This window comes from Nocardia sp. CA-145437 (genome assembly GCF_050956485.1).
In the GTDB taxonomy this organism is placed as follows: domain Bacteria; phylum Actinomycetota; class Actinomycetes; order Mycobacteriales; family Mycobacteriaceae; genus Nocardia.
The window spans coordinates 4,679,355-4,696,280 of record NZ_CP191204.1; the positions used below are offsets into that span (position 1 = coordinate 4,679,355).

Here is a 16,926-nt window from a genome sequence, read left to right on the forward strand (position 1 = left end):
CCCTATCGATCGGTACGGGGCTACCGACCCGGCGGGTCGAGCATGGGGAGGAGGAATTGGCGGGCGATCGCCGCGAGTTGCTCGTCGTCGTCGATGTCGACGACCTGACTCGGAATCGCCAAGAAGGAAGCGCAGATTCGGACCATCAGTTCGGCGACGACCTCGACCCGCAGATCCGGGGAGATGGTGCCCGCCCGTTGCTCCTGCCGGAGCTGACGGGCCACGAATTCCCGCACCATGGCCACCGCCCGGCCGCCGTCGCCGACCAGGGAACTCACGAAATAGTCGGGTTCGGCGGTGATCAGGGCACCGATCAGCGGATTGCCGCGCAGCGCGCGCAGCGAGCTCACGAACCCGACGACCACCCGCTCCCCGACATCGGCGGCCGCCGCGATATCGACCAGGAAGGTGTCGAAGTACCGGCGGAATTCGCGCAGGATGACGCGCTCCACCAGTTCTTCCTTGGTGCTGAAGCGCCGGTAGACGGTGATTCGCGAAACCCCCGCGGTCCGCGCGACATCCTCCATCGTCGACCGCTGCACACCCCAGCGCCGGAACTGCTCGTCGGCCGCGTCGAGGATGCGGGTGCGCATACTGTCGGTGTCGTCGACCTGTTCGACCGCTTGCAGGTAGGCGCGTTCGATCAAGGACTGGCCGAGCGGGAGTCCCTTCGCGCGCGGCGCGGGTTCCACGGCGTCCTCCTGATCGCGTTTCACGTCTCCACATCGTTGCCGATACAGCGATACGTTAGCTGTTTCCTTGAATCCGGACGCTCGCAGGCGACGGCGAGCCGCGGCTCGCCGTCCCCGTCAGTGCGCGCTGCCCCGGACCGGCAGGTGAATCACCGGTTGGTCAGCGGGATTTCGATACTCAACGGCATCCGCAACTCGGCCATGTACCAGAGCACGAACTGCCGCAGGAACTCGTCGAACATCCAGTAGGGCGCGTCGACCACCGGAGCCACCGACAGCACGCCCTCGCGGACCGCGACATACGGACCCCACGCGACCTCCAGCAGCGGGCTCCACACCGGCTCCCGCGGAATGGCGAGCCAGTCGGCGACCTTGTCCCCCATGATGAATCGGGTGAACGCGCCCAGAATGCCGTGACTGAGCAGCGTCAGGTCGAGATCCGCGCCCAGATTGAGCAGCTGATGCGCCAGATCGGTGCCTTCGGCGGTCGGGGCGAGGATCGGGTCGAGCTGCTGAGCGGCCTGCGCGTCGGCCTGGTTCCAGGTCGCCGGGATGTACTCGTCGCGGATACCGAGCAGGTGCGCCGCCAACTGCCAGCTGTGCAGGTAGCCAGCCGATTCCGCGGCCGGGATGGGCAGCTTCCACGCGGTCAGGGTGCGCATGATGGTGGTGGCGAGACTGTGCCAGGTGACCATCATGTCCTCCTGGCTGATCGGCGTGACATCCGACGGCCAGTGTGGCGACTGCGGCAGCAGATGCCGCACCGACGCGTGGATGATCCGGGTCTTCACGCAGGTGACGACCATTTCACCGCCCTCGCCATAGGCATTCACCGTGCCGATGTCGTACCCGAACTTCGCGGTCTTGGCGATGCGCTCCTTGAGATGCGACCCGCCGCGCGAGTAGTACACCGCCCGCGCCTCGTGCGGAATGACCGTCGACATCATGCCGCTGGCGAACGCGTACAGCACGCCCAGGTAGGTCCCCCGCTTCTTGGTGAATTCGAACGAGCTGGCCAGCTTGCCCTGGTCGGTCCAGGACGGTAACTGCCGCGCGTCCTCGATGAAGTCCGCCAGAGACTTCGGCAGTCCGGCGGGCAGGGGTTGATCGTTGTAGATCCAGGTCGCCAGCAGCCGGTTGATCTGCGGTACGTCGGCGTGGTCGATGATGTCGGCCAGCACGGAGTCGGCGTCGGGGTCGTAGACGGTCATCGGGTCCGCGCCGCCGCCCACGCCGACCACCGAATCGGCGGGCGACCACTTCCAGGGCTCCGCGCGCACGGTACGAGGCGTCAGCGCCATGGCGCCGACGACTCCCAGTAGACCGCTTCCTGTCCTCAATGCGTCGCGCCTGCTCAGACGGTGTGCATCCATAGCCGTGAATCCTCTTCGATCGGGCCTGATACACAGACACAGTTCGCGTATCTGTGTATCTTGATGAGACCACACCGTGACGGCAGTCACAACCACCTGCCGCGGATCTCCGGAAGAAGGATCAGCCGATGAACCCGTACGTCGTCATCCAGAACCTGCTCAACCACCTCGATCTGGGGTCGGCGGGCCGCAGCGGACCGGTCGCCTTGCCGCTCAGCGGTTTTCGGCGACGATAGGGCGGCGGGCCGATCCGGCCGCGATTATCGAATAAATCGGTCGTCCGAATAAATGCCGGACGACCGCTGTTCGAAATACTCTCGCGTGCAGCCCATTCGAATTCACTAGAGACTCTCGAACTCGATCACGGTAGATTTGATCAATACGCCTGAACATGTCATCTCTCCGACTGAGGAGGACCACATGATGGACAGTTCCGATTCAGGCTCCTACCCGTTCCGGGAACAGAAAACTCGCCGACGCCGCACCAGGCGGTTCATCGTGCTCTGCGCGGGCGCGGTCGCCGCCACCTACCTCTTCTACGCCTGGCTGTTCGGCAGCATTCTGTGGGTGTTCACCGGACCCGACTCCATTTGGGTCCCCGGCAGCTACGGCGGCCTCGGGCAGCGCTTCGAGACACAGAAGCTCGCCGACGATTACGCCTACCAATGCGGAGAATCCTCGTCCCTCCCCTTCCCCGGCGTCTCCTATTGCCGGCAGGAGCCCGAGGAGACTTCCTCGATCATCGTCACCTGGTACAACGGCGACAAATACATCTTCGACAACCAGGACCCCTTGGGCAGCTTCTGAGTTCACCGGCGACGATCCCGGACCCGCATGTTTCTTGCGGGGAATGGTCGCTCCACGAGGCGTCGCGCCCAGGATTGACCCCGCCACGACCGTTTCGGGCGGCCGCCACGGGGTAACGCGCCAACGTGCGGAAGCTCGTGCGGCGAATCTGCCGGACGGCTCCCTGGAGCCGGAACCGGCTGATGCGACGGTCCGATCGATTCCAGGCGACGTGGCGCATGCTCGCCGCGCTGCTGGTCGCGGCGTGCGTTCCGGTCGCGATCACCGCCGGGATCAGGACCGCCGATGGCGCCGCCGCCCGCATCCACGCCGCCAACGCGACCAAGACCTCGGTCACGGCCACCGTCGTCTCCGATCCGATCCGGCTCCCCCGCGCGGCGGGCCAGAGTGTGGCGCCCGGTCCGCCGCAGGCCATGGTGCAGTGGAATGCCCACGGCCAGACCAATATCGCGCTCGTCGACGTGCCGGGGACCGCCGAGCGGGGTGACAAGGTCGTGCACTGGGTCGACGCCACCGGGCAGGCCACCACCCCGCCCCGGTCCGACTCCGACGCCGTGGCCCAGGGCGTCAGCACGGGGGTCCTCATCGTCCTCGCGGCCGCCTGTGGCGCGGCACTGCTCGCCTGGTGCGCCGACCGGTTCCTGGCACGGCGGCACAGCGCCGACTGGGCCGAGGAATGGCGGAAGATCTCGCCCACCATCGGGCCCAACCACCCCGGGCGGGCCTAGGAACCAGCCGTTAACCAGCCTTTTTCTGGCATTGCGGAGGAAATTCCACATTCCGCGCGAAGTGTGCGTGAAAGTCACTGTTGCAGATGTACTTACATTTGCTCCTTTCACTGTGCCTAGTCGCTGACAACCAGTGCCAAATAGTGATTTGCGGAGGAAATGCTCGTTTGGGTGCCGTAACAATCGAGGGGCACGGTCCGGAGCTGCAGGGCTCCGGGCCGTTGTCCACTTCGCCGGTCACCCGCAGGGCGGTACGGGTGCCGGCTCGAACACCGCGATGCAGGAGGGCTGGAGGCATGACGCATTCCGACGAAGAGCAGCAGATCAGTGAACTCGTCGCGCGGTTGGCCGCTCGGTTTCCCGATTTGACGGTGCGGTTCATCGGGGAGGTCGTGCACGGGGTCCATCGCGATTTCGAGGGCCACCGTGTCCGCGAGTTCATTCCCCTGCTGGTGGAACGGATCTCCGAACGCCATCTGCACCGGCGCATGGACTATGCCACGGCCGCAATGGATCTCGACGCTCTGCTCCGTACCCCCACCAGGGCCTAGACTCCTTCGGAGAGGGCGCCGGGCCGAGATCCGGCGCGATTCCAGGCGACCGGGGGCAGTTGTGGCATTGGAATGGCTGGCGGTCGTCGGGACGCTGGGAGGGGCGGTCGTCGGGGCCGCCACCACGCTCGCGATCGATACGACGCGGGCGCGCCGGGAGAAGTCCCAGCGGTTCGGTGACACCAAGCGTGAGATCTACGTGAAGTACCTGACCACACTCGTGCAGACCGATACCGCCATGCAGGCGTTGGGATTGCACGAGCCGACACCATTGGACCGGGAGGCCGTGACCGCGGCCTTCCGGTCCTTCGCCTTGGTGGCGGTGGGGTACGAGCTGGATCTGGTGGCGGCCCGGGCAGTCCGGGAGGACGCCGCGGAGGCGTATCGGAAGCTGCGCGATATCCGGGAGGCCCTGATCGAGACCAGCATGACCGTCGGGCGCCGGCCCGCTGGTTCACCGGAGTGGCACGCGGTCCACGAGCCGTTCCTTCGGGCTCTGGATCGGCTCCGGCAGACGATGCGGCACGAGTTGAACGCCCACGACGGGGACTGGGTCAGCGACCCGGCGCGGTGACGGGGTTGACGCAGCTGGAGGGCAGGTCCTGGATGGAGCACAGGGCCGGGGCCCGGGTGGGTACATAGCCCGCGGGGACACCGCCCGACAGGGCGATATCCCGGAACGCCGGAACCGCGGGCGTGGGGCGGCGGGACAGACCGGGGTCGCTGGTCACGTCCACGGTGTACAGGCCGAAACGCGGTGCGTAACTGCCCCACTCGTAGTTGTCGGTGATGCTCCAGTAGTTGTAGCCGATGACGTTCATGCCGTCGGCCTTGGCGCGTTGCACCCAGTAGACGGTGTCGCGCAGATTGTCGGCGCGGGTCATGCCGTCGGTGGTGGCCGATCCGCCGTAGGTGGGCATGCCGTTCTCGACGATGTAGAGGGGGCGGCCCGGGAAGCGGTGGGCGTAGCGGCGCAGCGCGTAGTAGATGCCGTCGGGCTCCAGGATGAGAGGCGAGGGCTGATTGGTGAGCTGCGCGAGCACATTCGGCGGGTTGCTCAGCGATCCGCCGTAGTAGTAGTCGACGCCGACATAGTCGATCTTGTCCGCGATCCGGTCGATGAAGGAGGCGTCGGCCTGGTCCGCGCCGACCGAGGTGAAGGCGATATTGCTGGTGACCATCGCGCCGCCCTGCCGGGCGTGGATGTGGTCGTAGATCGCGCGGTGCGCCGCGACCATCCGATCGATCATGGGCACCACGTCGCCCGCGCCGATATCGCCGATCTCCTGCTCTTTGCCGACATAGGCAAGCGGCTCGTTGAAGGTGACCCACAGCGGGTCGGCGCTCGCGTAACGGTCCACCACCGCACGGGCATTGGTGAGCCAATCCTCGATCATCCCCGGATTGCGCCAGCCTCCGCGATCGACCGCCCAGCCCGGGAACACCCAGTGGTCGAGGGTGATCATCGGCCGCATTCCGGCGCCGCGAATTCGCGCAATCATGCTGTCGTAGAAGGAGAAATCCCATTCGCCCGGACTGGGTTGCACGCGCGCCCATTCCACGCTCACGCGATAGACGCCGACACCCAAGTCGGCCGCATTCTGAATATCCTCGCCGTATCGATGCAGGAAGTCGACGGAGTTCCCGTATCCCTCGGCGCGACCGGATCCGGCGTACCGGCTCCAATTGCTGTCCGGCGCAAAGCCTTCGCTCTGGAATCCGGAACTGGACACGCCCCAGAGGAAATTCCCGCCCACCGGCGGTAACCACGAATCGGCGGTGGCCTTACCGGGCGTGGCGACCACACCCCAGGTCGCCAGAACGATACAGACGAGCGAGAACAGCACACGTTGTCCCACCGCATCGAGAGTACCTGTCGGAGAGCCGTTTCCGTGGCATTCCGATAGAGGATGGGTATCACCCCTCGGGAAACTATGGCGAATAGTAGATTGGCGGGCGAACCGAGGAGGGTGATGAAAGGACTGGGCGCGCTCGAGAGCCGGGTGATGGCCGTGCTGTGGGACAGTTCCGAGGCGCTGTCGGTTCACGACGTCGTCGACCGGCTCAGCGACGACCAGCGAGTTCCCGCGTACACCACGGTATTGACGGTATTGACCCACCTGTGGGAAAAGCAGTGGCTGCTGCGCGAGAAGGTCGGGCGCTCCTACCGCTATCGCCCCAGCCGCACGCGCGCCGAGGCGACCACCGATCTGCTGCGCGAAATTCTCGACGCCAGCCCCGACGCGCCCGCGGTACTCCTGCATCTGGCCCGCACCGCCAGCGCCCGCGAGGTCGAGGCGCTGCGGCGGGGCCTGTCCGACGACGAGCACCGCCGGTGATCCTGATCGCGGCCCTGCTGGTGGCGGCCGTCGCGGTCGCGGTGGCCGCCCCGGCGGCGCTGTCCCGCATCGATTTCAGCGCCGCACCTGTCCTCGGGATGGCGGCCTGGCTCGGCGCGTTCGCCGCCGCGCTCGGGTACCTGGCGCTGGCGTTGATCGCGTTGGCGTGGCCCGGCTATCCACCGGGTGAGACCTTCGTCGGCAGTGCGCTGACATGTCTGGGCGCGCTCGAACCGATCGTCGTCACCTGGACGGCGGGGCTGATCGCGCCGGTGACCGCGATCGGCTTCACCGCTCCGACCGGTCAGCTGGCCCGGATCGCCCTCGGGCATCGGGAACGCGGAGCGGCCCTGCGCCGCAAGCACAATGAACTGGTCGAGGTGCTGGGCCGCGCCGATGCCGTCCGCGCGGACCTGGTGTGGCTCGAGCATCCGGCGCCGCTGGCCTACAGCGTCGCGGGCCGCGGCGGGTACGTCGTGGTCACCGACGGTCTCGCGCAGTGCCTGACCGAGGCGCAGTGGCGGGCGGTGCTCGCCCACGAGCACGCGCATCTGCGCGGATTCCATCACCGGATCCTCGGCGTCTGCCAGGTTTTCGCCCGCGCGTTCCCGTGGATCCCGTTGTTCGCCGCCGCACCGGCGGCCATGACCACCCTGATCGAATTCGCCGCCGACCGCGCGGCCGCGGCCGAGGCCGGCCCACACGCCCTCGCGGCCGCGTTGCGGACGGTCGCCGCCCGCACGACGACCGCGCTGGACCTGGTCGACACGTCGCTGGACTCGCGACTGCAATGCCTCTCGGCCCCACCGGAATCCCGCTCCGCCGCGCGCCGCCGCGCGCTGCTCCTGGTCGTCGGGACGATGCTGCTGGCTCCGGCGGCGTCGGTCGTCGCCATCGGATTGATCACCGCGGTCGCCGCCGTGATCACGATCTGAGATTCACCCGCGAAAAACTATGCTGCATAGTATTTTCGTCCGCGTGAAGTACCTACCAGCCCTCGCCACGGTTCTGCTGGCCGCGGGAACCCTCGGCCCCGGCACCGGTTTCGCGACCGCTGACCCCACCCCCGATCCGTCGCAGACCCGCTACTCCCTGGTCAACGGCTGCTACCGCATCGACACACCGAGCGGACCGCTGGCGCCGGCCGCGGGACCGTTCCGGATGCACGCGACCACGCTCGGCGAGTACCTGCTGTACGGACGGACCAAGGAGGTCGTCGACGCCTCGGCGGGCTCGATCCACCCCGCGAAGAATCCGTCGGTCACCGCGGTCTGGAAGGTGGACGGTTCCGGCGCAACCGGATTCACGCTCTCGAACGCCGCGACCAAGACCAGCACCCCGGCCACGTTCGTCCCCGACACCGGCTGCGCGGACTTCCCCGAAGCCCAGGACAGCGCCACCGGCACGCCCGGCCCGAGCGTCGGCGCGGACGGCTCGATCATCGGCACCATCGACGCGCACGTGCACGTCTCCGCCTACGAATTCCTGGGCGGCGACTTCCATTGCGGCCGCCCGTGGCATCCCTACGGCGTGACCTACGCGCTGCCCGACTGCGCGTCCGACCGCACCGGATCCAACGGCCTGGTCGCCGATTTCCTCGATTACGGCGGGCCCCGCACATCCGACACCGCCGGGTGGCCCACCTTCCGGGACTGGCCCAAACCCTCCAAGCTCAGCACCGAGGGCACCTACTGGACCAGCATCCAGCGCAGCTGGAAGGCGGGCTTGCGGGTGATGACCGTGGACCTGGTCGACAACGAATCGCTGTGCACGATCATGACCGACCGCCGGAACCCGTGCGACGACATGACTTCCGTGCGCACCCAGGCCGCGGACATGCGCGCGCTCCAGGACTACATCGACGCGCAGGCCGGCGGCCCCGGTCAGGGCTTCTTCCGCATCGTCACCGATCCCGCGCAAGCGCGTCAGGTGGCGGCGTCGGGCAAGCTCGCGGTGATCCTCGGCATGGAACTGTCCGACCCGATGGGCTGCGGCGTCTTCCTCGGCCAACCCAAGTGCGGCACCGCCGATGTCGACCGCTGGCTGGGCGAATTGCGCGCGCTCGGCGTCAGCAGCTTCTTCCCGGTCCACAAGTTCGACAACGCCTTCGGCGGCACCAAGATGGACAGCAATACCACCGGCCTGCTGGTCAACGCCGGAAACTTCCTGCAGACCGGCACCTTCTGGAATGTGCAGCCCTGCACCGGCCCCGGCCACGACAGTCCGCAACCGTCGGTGCCGATCGCCGGTGATATCAATCAGCTCTTGGCCAAGCTCACCGGTCCCCTGCTCGGCGGCGCTCCCCTCCCCCTGTACCCGTCCGGAACGCACTGCAACGCACGCGGACTGACCGAGCTGGGCCGATACCTGATCAACACGATGATCGACCAGGGCTTCCTGATCGAGATCGATCACCTGAGCGAGGCCACCGCGGACGAGGTCATGTCGATCATCGAGGCGCGGCGCTATCCGGGCGTGTTGTCCTCGCACGGCTGGGATTCCGAGCGCACCACCCAACGCGTCTACGCCGTAGGCGGATTCGCCACCCCGTACGCGGGCGGGCCCGCGGGATTCGTCAAGGCCTGGAGGGAGGCCCGGGCGATGCGGCGTCCCACCGGCGATTTCGGATTCGGGTTCGGCTCGGACATGAACGGACTCGGCGGCCAGGGCGCGCCGCTGGGCGCGGGCGTGATCCAGTACCCCTTCACCTCCCACGACGGCGCGGTGACCTTCGACCGGGAACGCTGGGGCGAGCGGACTTTCGACATCAACACCGACGGCACCGCGACCTACGGCACCTACGCTGACTGGCTCGAGGCGGTCCGGGTGCTCGGCGGACCGGAGGTCATGACCGACGTCTTCCACGGCGCGGAGGTCTATCTGCGGTTGTGGTCGCAGGTCAGGAGGTAAATCGCCGGAGCGTGACGGCGATCACGCGGCGAATTCGGCGCGCGGCGGAACATACCCGATACTTCTAACCTTCTATCAATCGATAACCGGTTAGAAAGACTGATCGGTACGAAATTGGAAGGCCGAGAACATGACCGCCGTGCGCCACCACACCATCGAGATCCAGGGCCTGCCCGTCTTCTACCGCGAGGCGGGCGACCCGTCCAAGCCCACTCTCGTGCTGCTGCACGGATTCCCCAGCAGCTCGGCCATGTTCCGCACCCTGCTGCGCGACCTGGGCGACGACTTCCACCTGATCGCGCCCGACCACATCGGCTTCGGCCGCTCGGCCATGCCGCAGGTGCACGAATTCGACTACAGCTTCGACAAACTCGCCGAGATCACCGAGGGCCTGCTCGACGCGCTCGGCCTCGACCGATTCGCCCTCTACATCCACGACTACGGCGCGCCGATCGGGCTGCGCATCGCCTCCGCCCATCCCGAGCGCGTCACCGCGATCATCACCCAGAGCGGCAACGCCTACCTCGAGGGCTTCACCCCGTTCTGGGACATCCTCTTCGCGCACGCCAAGGACCGCGCCGCCCACGAGCCGGGCGTCCGGAAGCTGCTCGAGGCCGATGCGACGCGGTGGCAGTACCTGCACGGGGTCCCGGCCGATCGGCAGAACCTGGTCAGCCCGGACAGCTGGACCATCGATCAGGCCTATCTGGATCGCCCGGGCAACAAGGAGATTCAGCTCCAGCTGTTCTGGGACTACCAGTTCAACCTGGACGGCTACCCGGCGTTCCAGAAGTACTTCGCCGAACACCGCCCGCCGGTGCTGATCACCTGGGGCGAACACGACGAGATCTTCGGGGCCGACGGCGCCCGCGCCTATCTGCGCGACCTGCCCGACGCCGAGCTGCACCTGCTCGACGCGGGCCACTTCGCCCTGGAGACCCACGGCCCCGAGATCGCCGCACTGATCCGGGAATTCCTCACCCGCACGGTGTCCTGACCGCCGTGGCCGCGCCGCCGTATTTACCGGCAACACGCGACGGCGCGGCCGGACCCGCGAGGCGGGTCGACGCTAGGTTGGCGGTGTGGCCGCTGAGAAATCCCCCGCCGGAGACGGCGAGACCAACGCCCAGGACACCGGCGCGAAATCCGAGGACACCGACGCGAAGGTCCAGGACGCCGACGACGCGGGCGTCCGTCCCGACGCCCTGGTGGCCTCGGTGATTCCCGCCTGGCTGCCGCGCGCGTATCTGCTGGCGGCGGCCACGGTCGCGGGCATCGTGGTGACCTTCTGGGCGCTGACCCGGCTGCAAGGGCTGCTGACCGTGCTGGTGGTGTCGCTGTTCCTGGCCTTCGCCATCGAGCCCGCGGTGAACTGGCTGGCCGCGCGCGGCTGGAAGCGCGGGGCGGCGACCGGCGCGGTGTTCGCGATCGTGACCGCGGTGCTGGTCGGATTCGTCTGGACCATGGGCGAATTGGTGGTCGGGCAGGTGTCGTCCCTGATCAAGAATCTGCCGCACGATACCCAGAGCGTGGTCACCTGGATCAACGACACCTTCCACACCGACCTCTCGGTCGCCGACATCACCGACCGCACCTCGGAGCTCAGCGCCAAACTCCAGACCTGGGCGCTGGACCTCGCCGACGATGTGTGGGGCATCGGCACCACCGCGCTCGGCGTACTGTTCCAAGGCCTGGGCGTCCTGCTGTTCACCTTCTACTTCGCCGCCGATGGCCCGCGCTTCCGCAACGCCGTCTGCTCCCTGCTGCCGCCGCAGCGCCAGCGGCACGTGTTGCGCGCCTGGGACATCGCGGTCGACAAGACCGGCGGCTACCTGTACTCCCGCGCCCTGCTCGCGGCCTGCTCGGCGCTGGCCCATTACGCCGCCATGCGAGTCCTCGGCATCCCGTCCGCCTTCGCCCTGGCGCTGTGGGTCGGCGTCGTCTCCCAGTTCATTCCGACCGTCGGCACCTACCTCGCGGGCGCGCTCCCGGTCCTGGTCGCCCTCGCCCACGAGCCGCGCACGGCCCTGTGGATCCTCGGATTCATCGTCGTCTACCAGCAATTCGAGAACTACGTCCTGCAGCCCCGGATCACCGCCACCACCCTCGACATGCACCCCGCCGTCGCCTTCGGCGCGGTCCTGGCGGGCGCGGCCCTGTTCGGCGCGACCGGCGCCCTGCTGGCGATCCCGGTCACGGCCACGGCGCAGGCCTTCCTGTCCGCCTACGTCCGCCGCTACGACGTGGAGAAGCCGGCGCCGACCGCGCACGACTGAACGCTCGCCCCGACCAATCGGTCGGCTCGTATTCCGCCCGGCTCGCCCGCGTCGTACGCTGCGGTGGAGCGAAGCTTGGTGAGAGGACTGTGCATGACGGTGACGGACCAGCCGCCCGTCGGCGGCGACACCGCCATTCGGGAATCGCGCTCCGGGGTCATCGAGCGGATGTCGGCCATTCTGGACGCGTTCGACAGTGGGCGGGAATGCCTGCGGCTCGAGGACATCACCGATCGGACCGGGCTGCCGCGATCCACCACCTTCCGGCTCGCGTGCCAGTTGACCGAACTGGAGTGGCTCGTGCACGACGAGCAGGGGTACCGCCTGGGAGCCCGAACGCGGCGGCTCGCGCGGATCACCGACTTCGAGGACATTCGAGCCGCAGCGTCGGCGGCCTTGTCGGATCTGCACGTGGCGACGGGAGCGGTCGCGCATCTGGCGGTGCTCGAGGGCAATGCCGTCCACTATCTGGACAAGGTGGGCGGACCGTACGCGGCATCGATTCCGTCGCGGGTCGGGGCGCGGCTGGACGCGACGCAGACGGTGTGCGGGCTGGCGCTGCTGGCCTCGATGGATCCCGAGGACGCGGACCGGGTGTTGCGACTTCCGTTGCGCAGCTCCGCCATTCGGCCGATCGCGCGCCGGCGGGCGATCCAGGCCGATCTGTATCGGGTGCGGCAGCGCAATGGGCTGGCGATCTCGCTCGGGACCACGTGCGAGATGGGGATCAGCGCCGTCGCCGTGCCGGTGCTGGGTCCGGACGGGCCGGTCGCCGCGATCTCGCTGGCCACCCGGGGTGAGCTCGAACTGCGGCGGATCGCGCCGCTGGTGTTCACCGCCGCCCGCCGCACCGCCGCGGAGATGTTCGCCGACGGGTCGATGGGGGCCGAGCCGCTCGAACCCCCGTTGCGGACGCGCGCCCGGCTGGCCTGAGGCCGTTCAGCTGTTGGTGCCGTCGGCCGGAATGCCGTCGGGCAGTTCGGCGGCCGCGCCAGAGCCGGAATCGGCTCCCGGGCAGGAGATTCCGAGCGAATAGGCCGTCATCGACAGCGAGCCGTAGCTGTAGCCGTCGACCAGTGTCTCGGTGTCCTCGGACCCCGCGGCGGCCAATCCCGCGAGATACAGCAGCGGGATGAAGTGGTCGGGGGTCGGCACCGCGAGGGAGTAGTCCCGCTGGTCGGTCAGCGCGAGAATGTCCGCGGGCTGGTTCAGCATGAGGTTCTGGGCGGCCTCGTCGAAGCGGCGGGCCCAGTCGAAGCCGGTGTCGGGGCGGCTGGGGTCGATGCCGCGCAGATTGTGCACCACATTGCCGCTGCCGACGATGAGAATTCCGCTCTCGCGCAACGCGTGCAGCCGGATGCCGAGCTCGAGATGGTATTCGAGGGGCTTGTCGGCATTGATGCTCAGCTGCACGACCGGGATGTCGGCGTCGGGGAAGGCGTGCCGCAGCACCGACCAGGAACCATGGTCGATGCCCCAGCTGTCGGTGTCCGCGCCGACCCAGTTCGGTTTGACCGCCTCGCTGACCTCCTCGAACAATGCGGGCAGCCCGGGCGCGGGGTACTGGACGGCGAACAGTTCGGGCGGGAAACCGTAGAAATCGTGGATGGTGCGCGGGTACGGCATCACCGTCACCGCGGTCGCGTTGATGTACCAGTGCGCGGACACGATGAGGATGGCGCGCGGGCGGGGCACGCTGCGGCCGAACGCCTCCCACGCCTGGGTGTACCGGTTGCTCTCCAGCGCGTTCATCGGGCTGCCGTGGCCGAGGAACGCGGCGGGCATCCGGGCGGCCGGATCGGCGGCGGTCATCGCGGGTCACCGACCTCGGGCACCGGGGTGGGCCGCGCGGGTTGCGGTCCGCGGGTGCGGGTCCGGCCGTGGGCGTCGACAGCGGCGTCGAGCGAGAGGTTGATGTCCATCAGCTGGTCGATGGTGTCGCCGTGCAGCCGGACGAACTCCTCGCGGGCCCTGCCGCGACGGAAGGAGATGAACGACCGGTCGGATTCGAGCTGCCAGGTGTACCAGAACAGGTACGGCACGGTGAGCACTGATTGCGCAGGATGTCCCAGAACCGCCCCACCCGCTGCTCGGCGACCGCGACGCGCATCAACCCGACGATGGTCAGCGGTATCAGCACCGACAGGATCTTGGCCCAGGAGAACCAGTTCACCAGCCCGATATCGTGCCCCGGGCCCCAGATCCACAGCGGGAACGTCAGCAGCGACAGCCCCCACACCCAGGTCGCCGGACGCGGGTGCACCCGCATGTAATCGACGATCACCCAGAGGATCGCACAGAACACGAGCATGGACACCGCGGTCACCCAGGTGAATGGGGCCGGGTTCCCCGAAACCGCCTCCGAGGCCGCACTGATCACAGCGATCCCGCCTTCCCACGAACAGACTGGCAACAACTCAGCAATCACCGATTCTCGTCATCGTGCCCCATGCGCCTCCGATTCCCGCCGCAACGCGCCACAACCGCCGACGGGACGGCCGACCAGCGCCTATCCTGTGTCACAGGTCCGTCCCTGTCGCGGACCGGTTCTCCGCTGCGGACGCATTCACCTCCGGGGGTTGTCTTGATCGACGAGCGGCCGATCGTGTTGACCGATGAGTTCTTCCAGGACCCGCACGCGACCTACGAGCGGCTACGCGAGCTCGGTCCGGTCCATCACGTGCGGTTCCCGCACGGCGTGATCGGTTGGCTCGTCACGGATTACGCCACCGCGCGGCAGGTGCTGAGCGACCCGACGGTCAGTAAGAACCTGCACGCGGTGGCCGACGACAATCGGTTGGTGGCGGGTGCGACCGTCGCGGATCCGGGCAACAGCCGGCACATGCTCAATGCCGATCCGCCGCACCACACCCGGATGCGCAAGCTGGTCGATCGGGCGTTCACCCCTGCCGCCGTCGCCGCCCTGGCGCCACGGATCCCCGCGATCGCCGACGAGCTGCTCGATGCCATCACGCCCGGCACGACAGTGGATCTGCTGCGGGAGTTCGCCTTCCCGCTGCCGATCACCGTCATCTGCGAACTGCTCGGCGTGCCCGCCGCCGACCGCTCCGACTTCCAGCGCTGGTCGAGCGAACTGGTCAGTGCGCGGAGTCACGAGTCGAAGGCCGATGCCAACGCCCAATTGGCGAAATACCTCGACGATCTGATCGCCGGGCACCGGGCCGATGGCGGGACCGATGTGCTGTCGGCATTGATCCGCGCCACCGCGGAAGGCGACCGGCTCACCTCCGACGAGCTTCGGTCCAATGCCCTGCTGCTGCTCATCGCCGGACACGAGACGACGGTGAACCTCATCGGCGGCTGTGTTCTCGAACTGCCCGACGATCCCGGAGCCCGGACCCGGATCGCCACGGATCCGGTGGCCGCCAAGACTTTCCGGGAGGAGGTCCTGCGATTCCACAGCCCGGTCAATATCGCCACCTTCCGCTACACGACGGCGCCGCTCACCCTCGGTGAGGTCCGCATCGAGCCCGGGGAGTTGCTCATGGTGTCCCTCGGCGCGGGCAATCGCGACCACACCCGCTTCGACGAGCCGCACACCTTTCAGGCCGACCGAATCGACAATCACCACATCGCCTTCGGCTACGGAGCCCACTTCTGCCTGGGCGCCCCGCTGGCGCGGCTCGAGGCCGATATCGCCGTGGCCCGGCTGCTCGCGCGGTTCCCCGCACTCACCGTCACCGAGCGCGAGCGGTTGCGGTGGCGGCCGAGTCTGGTCATCCACGGTCTCAGCGAACTGCCGGTCACCTGCCGCTGACCGATCGGGTGGATGGGACACTGTCGGGACCATTCACCCGATCCGGCGAGGAGGACCCGGCGCTGTGCCGAAGATCCGGGCGGCGACCGTCGCCGAACACCACGCGGCCCAGCGGCGCGCGCTGCTCGACGCGGCGCGCGATGTGCTGACGGCCGGGCAGGTGCCCACGCTGACCGAGGTCGCGACACGGACCGGGCTCGCGCGGCCCAGCGTCTACCAGTACTTCAAGTCGCGCGACGACCTGCTGATCGCGGTGCTGGAGGACGCGTTCCCGCGCTGGAGTGCGCGCATCGCCGAGCAGATGGGCCGGGCCGCGAACCCGGCGGCGCGGGTGCTCGAATACATCACCGCCAATATCGATCTCGTGGTGGAGGGCGAGCACGCCGTGGCGCGGGCGCTCGCGTCCGCCCTGCCGAACAACGATATGGCCGGGCGCGCACGGCAGTTGCACGACGGGCTCACCACACCGCTCACGGCCGCGCTGGAGGAGTTGGGCGCGGCCGATCCAGAGCTGACGGCCGAGCTGGTGAACGCGATCGTGCACGCCGCGACCCGGATGGTCGAGGCGGGCACCGAACCGACGGTGGTCGACGCGCGGGCGCGGGAGCTGGTGGCCCCGTACCTCGCGGCGCTGTCGGGCTAGCGGGCGCGCGGTCTACGGGAGGATCGAGTCGACATAGCCGCCGTCGACCCGCAGTGCGCCACCCGTGGTGGCCGAGGCGAACGGGGAGCTGAGATAGACCACCATGTTCGCGATCTCCTCGGGCTCGATGAGTCGCTGGATCAGTGATTGCGGCCGGTGGGCGCGCATGAACTCCCGCTGCGCTTGATCCCACGGCAGCGCGGGGTCCACCAGCTGGTAGACGAAGTCCTCCACCCCGGCGGTGTGCGTCGGCCCGGCGATGACCGAGTTGACCGTAACCCCGGTTCCGGCAGCGTCTTTCGCGAACCCGCGAGACAGCGCCAGAAGCGCCGTCTTGGACACGCCGTAGTGGATCATCTCCTCGGGAATCACGATGGCCGAGTCGCTGGCGATCTGCAGCGCGCGACCCCAGCCCCGGTCGATCATGCCCGGCAGATAGGTGCGGATCAGCCGGGCCGCGGCCAGCACATTGACCTCGAAGTAGGTGCGCCACTGCGCATCGGTGATCTCCCGCGCGGGCACGGCCCCGAAGATCCCGAGGTTGTTCACCAGGATGTCGACGGCGGGCAATTCGTTCAGCAGTCGATCCACGCCCTCGGCGGTGACGACGTCGGCGGTGACGCCGTGCGCGTCGGCCCCGGTGAGCCGCAGTTCGGCGACCGCGGATTCGACCCGGTCGGCGGTGCGGCCGTTGACGGCGACGCGCGCTCCGCTACGGGCCAGTCCGGCGGCGATGGCCAGCCCGATGCCCTGGGTGGAGCCGGTGACGAGTGCGGTTCTGCCGGTCAGATCGATGTTCACGAGCGACACTCCTTCGCAGGGGGACGAC

At 68.2% G+C, this 16,926-nt stretch carries 18 protein-coding genes; 12 read left to right on the forward strand and 6 right to left on the reverse strand.

Annotated features, from left to right (window positions below; translation table 11 throughout):
- Positions 1-20 precede the first annotated feature (20 nt).
- Positions 21-716 (reverse strand): TetR/AcrR family transcriptional regulator, encoded by a 696-nt coding sequence (locus ACQPYY_RS21795; protein WP_433590793.1) that lies wholly within the window; start codon positions 714-716, stop codon positions 21-23.
- 125 nt (positions 717-841) lie between these two features.
- On the reverse strand, positions 842-2,065 hold the full coding sequence (locus tag ACQPYY_RS21800; RefSeq protein WP_433590794.1) for an oxygenase MpaB family protein: 1,224 nt from the start codon (positions 2,063-2,065) through the stop codon (positions 842-844).
- 420 nt (positions 2,066-2,485) lie between these two features.
- Here ACQPYY_RS21800 and ACQPYY_RS21805 point away from each other — a divergent pair, with 420 nt between their 5' ends.
- The 4 genes from ACQPYY_RS21805 to ACQPYY_RS21820 all read left to right on the forward strand — a co-directional run bounded on the left by ACQPYY_RS21805 (position 2,486) and on the right by ACQPYY_RS21820 (position 4,725).
- Positions 2,486-2,872: a hypothetical protein gene (locus tag ACQPYY_RS21805; protein ID WP_433590795.1), complete on the forward strand. Its 387-nt coding sequence runs from the start codon at positions 2,486-2,488 to the stop codon at positions 2,870-2,872.
- 137 nt (positions 2,873-3,009) lie between these two features.
- Positions 3,010-3,600, forward strand: a complete 591-nt coding sequence (locus tag ACQPYY_RS21810; protein WP_433594698.1) for an Rv1733c family protein — start codon at positions 3,010-3,012, stop codon at positions 3,598-3,600.
- Positions 3,601-3,896: 296 nt separating this feature from the next.
- Positions 3,897-4,151 carry a three-helix bundle dimerization domain-containing protein gene (locus ACQPYY_RS21815; RefSeq protein ID WP_433590796.1) on the forward strand — a complete coding sequence of 85 codons (255 nt, stop codon included), beginning with the start codon at positions 3,897-3,899 and terminating at the stop codon, positions 4,149-4,151.
- 61 nt (positions 4,152-4,212) lie between these two features.
- A complete protein-coding gene (locus ACQPYY_RS21820; RefSeq protein ID WP_357287231.1) occupies positions 4,213-4,725 on the forward strand; it encodes a hypothetical protein in 513 nt (170 codons plus the stop codon).
- Here the strand turns inward: ACQPYY_RS21820 and ACQPYY_RS21825 are convergent.
- Positions 4,706-6,010, reverse strand: coding sequence for a family 1 glycosylhydrolase (locus ACQPYY_RS21825; RefSeq protein WP_433590797.1), 1,305 nt, complete (start codon positions 6,008-6,010; stop codon positions 4,706-4,708). The genes ACQPYY_RS21820 and ACQPYY_RS21825 overlap by 20 nt on opposite strands.
- Before the next feature lie 114 nt (positions 6,011-6,124).
- Here ACQPYY_RS21825 and ACQPYY_RS21830 point away from each other — a divergent pair, with 114 nt between their 5' ends.
- From ACQPYY_RS21830 to ACQPYY_RS21855, 6 genes are all read left to right on the forward strand, one after another.
- The gene (locus ACQPYY_RS21830) at positions 6,125-6,490 is read left to right on the forward strand and encodes a BlaI/MecI/CopY family transcriptional regulator (protein WP_433590798.1); all 366 of its coding nucleotides are present in this window, start codon (positions 6,125-6,127) and stop codon (positions 6,488-6,490) included.
- Positions 6,487-7,425, forward strand: a complete 939-nt coding sequence (locus tag ACQPYY_RS21835; RefSeq protein WP_433590799.1) for a M56 family metallopeptidase — start codon at positions 6,487-6,489, stop codon at positions 7,423-7,425. The genes ACQPYY_RS21830 and ACQPYY_RS21835 overlap by 4 nt, the downstream gene beginning before the upstream one ends.
- A 43-nt stretch (positions 7,426-7,468) precedes the next feature.
- The gene (locus ACQPYY_RS21840; RefSeq protein ID WP_433590800.1) at positions 7,469-9,400 is read left to right on the forward strand and encodes a peptidase; all 1,932 of its coding nucleotides are present in this window, start codon (positions 7,469-7,471) and stop codon (positions 9,398-9,400) included.
- A gap of 130 nt (positions 9,401-9,530) precedes the next feature.
- Positions 9,531-10,397 carry an alpha/beta fold hydrolase gene (locus ACQPYY_RS21845; protein WP_433590801.1) on the forward strand — a complete coding sequence of 289 codons (867 nt, stop codon included), beginning with the start codon at positions 9,531-9,533 and terminating at the stop codon, positions 10,395-10,397.
- 85 nt (positions 10,398-10,482) lie between these two features.
- Positions 10,483-11,676, forward strand: coding sequence for an AI-2E family transporter (locus tag ACQPYY_RS21850; protein ID WP_433590802.1), 1,194 nt, complete (start codon positions 10,483-10,485; stop codon positions 11,674-11,676).
- Positions 11,677-11,769: 93 nt separating this feature from the next.
- The gene (locus ACQPYY_RS21855) at positions 11,770-12,609 is read left to right on the forward strand and encodes an IclR family transcriptional regulator (RefSeq protein ID WP_433590803.1); all 840 of its coding nucleotides are present in this window, start codon (positions 11,770-11,772) and stop codon (positions 12,607-12,609) included.
- A 6-nt stretch (positions 12,610-12,615) separates the two neighbouring features.
- On the opposite strand, the gene ygiD is transcribed toward ACQPYY_RS21855, so the two are convergent.
- Both ygiD and ACQPYY_RS21865 read right to left on the reverse strand, forming a co-directional pair.
- Positions 12,616-13,461 carry a 4,5-DOPA dioxygenase extradiol gene (ygiD, locus tag ACQPYY_RS21860; protein WP_433594699.1) on the reverse strand — a complete coding sequence of 282 codons (846 nt, stop codon included), beginning with the start codon at positions 13,459-13,461 and terminating at the stop codon, positions 12,616-12,618.
- Positions 13,462-13,484: 23 nt separating this feature from the next.
- Complete coding sequence (locus ACQPYY_RS21865; protein WP_433590804.1) at positions 13,485-13,727, reverse strand: hypothetical protein; 243 nt, start codon at positions 13,725-13,727, stop codon at positions 13,485-13,487.
- Between the two features lie 554 nt (positions 13,728-14,281).
- Here ACQPYY_RS21865 and ACQPYY_RS21870 point away from each other — a divergent pair.
- Positions 14,282-15,454 (forward strand): cytochrome P450 family protein, encoded by a 1,173-nt coding sequence (locus ACQPYY_RS21870; RefSeq protein WP_433590805.1) that lies wholly within the window; start codon positions 14,282-14,284, stop codon positions 15,452-15,454.
- Between the two features lie 64 nt (positions 15,455-15,518).
- Positions 15,519-16,097 (forward strand): TetR/AcrR family transcriptional regulator, encoded by a 579-nt coding sequence (locus tag ACQPYY_RS21875; RefSeq protein WP_379104732.1) that lies wholly within the window; start codon positions 15,519-15,521, stop codon positions 16,095-16,097.
- Positions 16,098-16,109: 12 nt separating this feature from the next.
- On the opposite strand, the gene ACQPYY_RS21880 is transcribed toward ACQPYY_RS21875, so the two are convergent.
- Entirely contained in the window at positions 16,110-16,898 is a 789-nt protein-coding gene (locus ACQPYY_RS21880; protein ID WP_433590806.1) for an SDR family NAD(P)-dependent oxidoreductase, read from the reverse strand.
- Positions 16,899-16,926 lie beyond the last annotated feature (28 nt).